General features: G+C 58.9%; 7 protein-coding genes. 1 reads left to right on the forward strand and 6 read right to left on the reverse strand.

All coding sequences use genetic code 11. The features are described from left to right. The 6 genes from M6F29_RS10940 to M6F29_RS10965 form a co-directional block, all read right to left on the reverse strand. A partial coding sequence (locus tag M6F29_RS10940; RefSeq protein WP_298159737.1) for a high affinity choline transporter 1 occupies window positions 1-1373 on the reverse strand: 1373 nt, incomplete at its 3' end. A 22-nt stretch (window positions 1374-1395) separates the two neighbouring features. Beyond that, window positions 1396-2106: a dethiobiotin synthase gene (bioD, locus tag M6F29_RS10945; RefSeq protein ID WP_298159739.1), complete on the reverse strand. Its 711-nt coding sequence runs from the start codon at window positions 2104-2106 to the stop codon at window positions 1396-1398. Further along, window positions 2103-3401 carry an adenosylmethionine--8-amino-7-oxononanoate transaminase gene (bioA, locus tag M6F29_RS10950; protein WP_298159743.1) on the reverse strand — a complete coding sequence of 433 codons (1299 nt, stop codon included), beginning with the start codon at window positions 3399-3401 and terminating at the stop codon, window positions 2103-2105. Before bioA ends, bioD begins: the two co-directional genes overlap by 4 nt. After that, a complete protein-coding gene (gene bioF / locus M6F29_RS10955; RefSeq protein WP_298159746.1) occupies window positions 3398-4561 on the reverse strand; it encodes an 8-amino-7-oxononanoate synthase in 1164 nt (387 codons plus the stop codon). Before bioF ends, bioA begins: the two co-directional genes overlap by 4 nt. A 128-nt stretch (window positions 4562-4689) precedes the next feature. Next, window positions 4690-5145, reverse strand: a complete 456-nt coding sequence (locus M6F29_RS10960; RefSeq protein WP_298159748.1) for a type II toxin-antitoxin system VapC family toxin — start codon at window positions 5143-5145, stop codon at window positions 4690-4692. Then, window positions 5133-5387 carry an AbrB/MazE/SpoVT family DNA-binding domain-containing protein gene (locus tag M6F29_RS10965; RefSeq protein WP_298159752.1) on the reverse strand — a complete coding sequence of 85 codons (255 nt, stop codon included), beginning with the start codon at window positions 5385-5387 and terminating at the stop codon, window positions 5133-5135. The genes M6F29_RS10960 and M6F29_RS10965 overlap by 13 nt, the downstream gene beginning before the upstream one ends. Window positions 5388-5551: 164 nt before the next feature. Between M6F29_RS10965 and M6F29_RS10970 the strand changes: the two genes are divergently transcribed. Beyond that, window positions 5552-6328 carry a ferredoxin--NADP reductase gene (locus tag M6F29_RS10970; RefSeq protein ID WP_297484519.1) on the forward strand — a complete coding sequence of 259 codons (777 nt, stop codon included), beginning with the start codon at window positions 5552-5554 and terminating at the stop codon, window positions 6326-6328. The last annotated feature ends 73 nt before the right edge of the window (window positions 6329-6401 follow it).

The following is a 6401-nucleotide window of genomic DNA, read 5'->3' on the forward strand; positions in this document are numbered from 1 at the left end:
GCCACCATCCCCATCAGACTGGCCCCCAACCCGGCCAGTTGGGGAGGGCTCAGGGCTTCCGGAGCCCACCCTTCGCCCAGCAACCATACCGCAATGCCCAGAACCACTGAGGCCAGCCCCCCCCAGGGGGTCGCACGTTTCCAGTACACGCCAAAAGCCAGGGGAACGAAGGCGGCGACCAGGGTCACTTTATAGGCATCCTCCACCATGCTGAAGATAGGCGCCTGCGAATTGAGGGCGATGGTCGTCACCAGGCAGGTAAAGCAAAAAACCACCCAGCGCATCACCGTCAGCAATTGCCGGTCGGTCATCCCCGGCATGAATCCCCGCAGGATGTTTTCGGAAAAAGTCACGGAAGGTGCCAGCAAGGTGGCCGAGGCACAACTCTTGATGGCCGACAACAGCGCCCCGAAGAACATGATCTGGGCAAATTTTGGAGAATGAGTCAGAATCAACTCGGGAAGGATCAGTTGGGAATCGCTGTCCAGATAGCGACTGACCAGCGCCGGATCGATGCGCGTTGCCGAATAAGCCAGAAACATGGGAATGAAGGCAAACAGGAAATACAACACCCCCCCCAGGATCGAAGCATTGCGGGCAGTGATTTCCGTGTCGGAGGAGGTCACCCGCTGAAAGACGTCCTGCTGTGGAATGGATCCCAGCATCATGGTGATCCAGGCCGTAAAAAAAGCGATCACTTCTCCCCAGTGCGGGGCGGGCCAGAAGGACAGTTTGCCCTGCGCTGCCGCCTGATGGACCACGGCGCCGATGCCCCCTGCCGGTCCGCCCAGATCCCAGCCGATATAGACCATGCCCAGCATGATGATGATCATCTGGATGAAGTCCGTGATGGCCACCGACAACATTCCGCCAAACAGGGTATAGACCATGACCGTGGCTGCGCCGACGATCATGCCGGTGGGCTTGCTCATCGACCCGTCGGAAACCACGTTGAATACCAGTCCCAGGGCCTTGATCTGAGCGGCCACCCAGCCCAGATAGGAGAGCACGATGCACAAGGTCACCAGCACTTCCACGGTACGCCCATATTGGCGCCGATAGAAATCCCCGATGGTCAGCAACTTGCGCCGGTAGAGGGGGCGGGCGAAGAACAAACCGACGAGCACCAGACACAGGGAGGAGCCGAAGGGATCCGCCACGACCCCCCGCAGGCCCTCCTTGAGAAAAGTGGCCGGGATCCCCAACACCGTTTCAGAACCGAACCAGGTGGCAAACACGGTGGCCGTCACCACATAAAGGGGCATGCGATGCCCTGCAGCTGCGTAATCCACGGTATTGCGCACGCGCAAGGCCACGATCAGGCCAATCGCCACCGAGATGGCCCAATAGCCGATGACAAACCAGAGCAACATGACAGAACTCTCTCCTTGAACGTTACCCCACGAGCCGGTCCGGCCCCCACAAACTTTTCTGGTCGAGGACGGTGTACCCAAGTTCAGGCGGCATCCCGTAAGGATACCGCCCCAGAAAAGGACCCGGCAAACGCGCCTGCAACGTCTCGAGTTGTCCCTCTTCTTCCTCCAGGTCAGTGCTCAGGCAATTGGCGACCCACCCCGCCCAGGGCAGTTGGCGATGCCGCAAGGCTTCCGCGCTCAGCAAGGCATGGTTGAGACACCCCAGGCGAAGCCCCACCACCAGAATCACGGGCAGGGCGAACCGTTGCGCCAGATCGGCCAGATCGCCTTCCACGCCCAGGGGAACCAGAACCCCTCCCGCACCTTCCACTACCAGACAGTCGGTCTCCTCCTGCAAACGCCGGTATGCCGCATGCATGACCGGGAAGGAAATGTCGACCCCTTGCCGCCGCGCCGCCAGATGAGGCGCAATGGGCGGTTCAAAACCATAGGGATTGATCCATTCTTCCGGAACCGGTCCGCCAGAGTGCTTCAGCGTGGAATCCGCATGCTGTTTCAACTGCTCCACATCCTCGTTGACCCACCGGTCACCCTGGCGAAAAAACCCGGTTGCCACGGGCTTCATGCCCAACCCGTGCAACCCCCTGCGCCGTACGCTTTCCAGCAGGGCACAGGCCACCCGGCTCTTGCCCACCCCCGTATCGGTGCCCAACACGAACCAACCCCTCATGCCAGCACCTCTTCGAGGGATTCCAGGGTCCGGCTCACCAGAAAATCCAGTTCGTCCTCCGACAGATTGAGGGGCGGCATGAAGTAGAGGGTATGCCCGATGGGGCGCAACAACACGCCGGCTTCCCAGGCGCGTGCATGAAACCGGCGCGCAAAGTGCGCGGGAGGATCGACGACCTCGCACGCCCAGATCATGCCCCGCTGCCGTCCCTGGGTGATGCGCGGATGGTCGAACAGGGGCGCCACCTGTTGCGCCATCTGAGCTTGGCGCGCCTGATTGATCGCCAATATCCCTGTTTCATCGAACAACTGTTGTACGGCCAGCGCAGCCCGACAAGCCAGGGGGTTGCCGGTGTAGGAATGGGAATGAAGAAAGGCCCGATCCACCCCTTCCGCGTAAAAGGCCTGATAGATGGAGTCGTGGGTCATGACCACGGAAAGGGGCAGAAATCCCCCGGTGATCCCCTTGGACAAACACAAAAAGTCCGGCGTGATCCCGCTTTGCTCATGGGCAAAGAAGGTGCCCGTCCTGCCAAACCCCACGGCAATCTCATCGGCAATGACATGCACGTCATGGCGCCGGCAACACGCCAATACCGCCTGCACATAGTCCGGAGAATGGAACACCATGCCCGCTGCGGCTTGCACCAGAGGTTCCAGAATCAGCGCGGCAACTTCTCCCTGATGGGCGGCAAGATAGGTCGCCAAGGCCTCCAGGGAACGGGCCTCGCTGCCCGGAATCCGGCTGTCCGGGGCAGGAATGACGTGCGCTCCCCGAATCAGCGCCGCATAGGCTGTGCGAAACAGCGGAATATCCGTCACTCCAAGCGCCCCCAGGGTTTCTCCATGATAGCCATGAGCCAGCGCGATGAAGGAATTCTTGTTCGGCCGCCCCTGGTGGCGCCAGTAATGGGCGCTCATCTTGAGGGCCATCTCCGTGGCCGAGGCACCGTCTGATCCATAGAAGCAATGACCCAGGCGCCCCCCCGTGCGACGACTCAGACGTTCGGACAATTCCACCACGGGCTGATGAGTCAGGCCTGCCAGCATGACATGATCCAGTTGATCCAGTTGGTCCTTGAGGGCTGCCACGATGGCGGGATGGCCATGCCCCCACAGGTTGACCCACCAGGAACTGATGGCATCCAGAATGCGCCGGCCCTGCTCTTCCACCAGCCAGGCCCCCTGCGCCGCCCGGATCAGGTGCACGGGATGTTCTTCCAGCCATTGCATCTGGGTACAGGGGTGCCAGACCGCTGCCGCACTCCGCTCTGCCCAACTCGCGGTCTGATTCATGCTTCGACCCCCATCACTTTTTCAAGACCTTCCAACAATTGATCGATGTGCGCCACCGAATGGGCCGCACTCAATGAAATTCTCAAACGAGCCGTTCCTTCCGGAACACTGGGCGGACGAATGGCCGCCACCCACAGACCCTCTTCGCGCAACCGGTCGGAAACTGCCATCACCCGCCGGTTCTCCCCCAGGATCAGGGGGTGAATGGCGGTGCATGAAGGCAGCCCCTTCAGACCCAGAGCCTGCAGTCCCGCATCGAGTCGTTCTCCCAACCGGGCCAGATGAGTGCGTCGGAACTCCTCCAGAGCCACACATTCCAGAGCAACACGGGTAGCCGCCTGCACCAGCGGCGGCAGGGCCGTGGAAAACATATGGGTGCGCGCCCGTTGCGCCAGCCAGTCAATCAGGGGAGCCGCCCCTCCCACAAAGGCACCCGCCGTACCCACTGCCTTGCCAAAGGTCGCCATGTGCAGGACCCGTGCGGAACTCACCCCACAGGCCGCCAGACTTCCCTTGCCCTGTGGACCCAGGACTCCCAGTCCATGGGCATCATCCACCAGAACCCAGGCCCCGTACTGCTCCGCCAGGCGCTCCAGCTCCCGCAGGGGCGCCACATCCCCATCCATGCTGAAGACGCCATCCGTGAGTATCCAGCGTTGTTCCAGCGGACAACGGCGCAGTGCCTCTTCCAGAAATTCCCAGTCCCCATGGGGATAAATGGTCAATTGGGCGGGACGGGCCAGTCGCACCCCATCGATCAGGCTGGCATGGTTGAGCGCGTCGGAAAACACGGCGGTCTCCCCATCGACCAGCACGGGAATCACCCCCAAATGCGCGAGATAGCCCGAGGAAAACAACAGCACCCGTTCCAGATCCAGCCAGTGCGCGATCCACGCCTCCAGTTCGGCCTGGGCTGCGCTATAACCACACACCAGGGCAGAGGCGCCCGCGCCGATCCCATACTGCTCGAGCCCTTTTTGCGCTGCGGCACAGACCCGGGGATCGTTGGCCAGCCCCAGATAATCATTGGAACAAAACGCCAGATACGCCCGGTCGTCCACGCTCAGAGTCGGTCCCTGCGGACTCTGCACCGGACGGTGTGGTCGTTCCAACCCCTGGCGTTGCCAATCTTGAAGACGAGCAGCGTAGACGTTCATCATAAGGTGATATGCCTCTGAACCATTCCCGGTTTTTCCTGCCGGACGTTTTTAGGATCAACAGGATAAGTTAAATCGCGAAATCAGACAGTGGTGTTTCAAGGTGCTCGGGCCAATCGGTGCATACCCTATTATTCGGCCAATATTTTCACAGAGATGACTTCAAGAACATCACTTGACTGAATTGCGCCATCGTTGGTTAAAAAGAACTTACAGCCCGCCTGAATGGCCGTAGCGTAATGCAACGCATCGATAAATTTCAAACCACGCTCGGCTCTCAACTGCGCAGCCAAGTCAAAGGCTTCAGCATCATGCGGTTGGATGGACAAGAAATCTTCTGTGCTGAAAAATGCCTTAAAACGCTCAACCAGTGCCGGATTGCCGGTTTGATAAGGCCTCACCAATGTCTCGGCAATCACGGCATCCCCGGTATAACCGATGATCAGCCCCGAATCAATGGCTTCAATGACGGGGGCAACCACCGAAAAATAGTCCGGGTTGCGGTCCAGGAAGTACACAAAAACATTCGTGTCCAAGTAGACGCGGTGCCCGACCATGCGGGCGATAGCATCCTCTATCTTTCCCATGAGTCACGACCGCCCTTCAGGTCGGCTTCAATTTCTGCGGTTGTCTGACCCCAGAGGCCACGTGCGATACCTGCGTAGGCCATTGCCGACCCTTTGCGCGCCTTGCGGTTTACGGGCACCAGGGTAACAACGCCGTTTGCATAAGCCACTTCAAGCATATCGTCAGGTTTGATGTGTGCTGCTTCGGCAATGCGGGCGGGGATTGTAATCTGGTGTTTGAGTCTTACTCGCACTTGTGACATGCCTGGCTCCCGTCCTGGTTGAAAAGTAGGAATTAATCCTAGCATTCCTACTATTCTGGCGCAAGTTTGTTCGCCGATCCACTGTATAAGATTATAACCGGCGAGACTTTGGAATCCCGTCGAGACAGACTATAATCGGGGTTTTCCTTGGATTTTTCGTCATCATGGCCGCGTATAGTACCGAAAAAATTCTCTCCGTCCACCATTGGAACGACACCCTGTTCAGTTTTACGACCACCCGGGATGCCGGATTGCGCTTTGAAAACGGTCATTTTGTCATGATCGGTCTGGAGGTGGATGGAAAACCCCTGACGCGGGCCTACAGCATTGCCAGCGCCAATTACGACGAACATCTGGAATTTCTCAGCATCAAGGTCCCCAATGGTCCCCTGACCTCGCGCCTGCAACATATCCAGGTAGGCGATTCCCTGCTGGTCAGCAAAAAACCCGTGGGTACCCTGGTAATTCATGACCTGCTCCCTGGCAAGCATGTCTATCTGTTTTCCACGGGGACTGGTTTGGCTCCTTTCATGAGCATCATCAAGGATCCCGAAACCTACGAACGTTTCGACAAGATCGTTCTGGTGCACGGCGTGCGTCAGATCTCTGAATTGGCCTACCGCGATTTCATCACCCACGAACTGCCGGCCAATGAATTCTTTGGCGAAGAGGTACGCCAGAAATTGATCTATTACCCCACCGTCACCCGTGAGGAATTCGAAACGACAGGACGCATCACGACCCTCATCGAGAACGGAAAACTGTTTTCCGATGTGGGGTTGCCCCCCCTCGATCCCGCCGTGGACCGGGCCATGATCTGTGGCAGTCCGGGAATGCTCAAGGACATCTCGGCTCTGCTCACCGAACGGGGACTGAAAATCTCCGGAGGCGTGGGCGAACCGGGTGACTTCGTCATCGAACGGGCCTTCGTGGAACGTTAACGAACAAGGTTAGATCGTGCGCAAGCCACGATCTGAACCGTTTGTTGGACAAGCCCGGCAAGTCCCCTGTGAC

The sequence above is a fragment of the Ferrovum sp. genome, assembly GCF_027317285.1.
Taxonomy (GTDB): Bacteria; Pseudomonadota; Gammaproteobacteria; order Burkholderiales; family Ferrovaceae; genus Ferrovum.

Coding starts and splice junctions, on each gene's coding strand:
- bioF (WP_298159746.1), bottom strand. CDS start 4,561: ATGATGAACGTCTACGCTGCTCGTCTTCAAGATTGGCAACGCCAGGGG.
- bioA (WP_298159743.1), bottom strand. CDS start 3,401: ATGAATCAGACCGCGAGTTGGGCAGAGCGGAGTGCGGCAGCGGTCTGG.
- bioD (WP_298159739.1), bottom strand. CDS start 2,106: ATGAGGGGTTGGTTCGTGTTGGGCACCGATACGGGGGTGGGCAAGAGC.
- M6F29_RS10960 (WP_298159748.1), bottom strand. CDS start 5,145: ATGGGAAAGATAGAGGATGCTATCGCCCGCATGGTCGGGCACCGCGTC.
- M6F29_RS10965 (WP_298159752.1), bottom strand. CDS start 5,387: ATGTCACAAGTGCGAGTAAGACTCAAACACCAGATTACAATCCCCGCC.
- M6F29_RS10970 (WP_297484519.1), top strand. CDS start 5,552: ATGGCCGCGTATAGTACCGAAAAAATTCTCTCCGTCCACCATTGGAAC.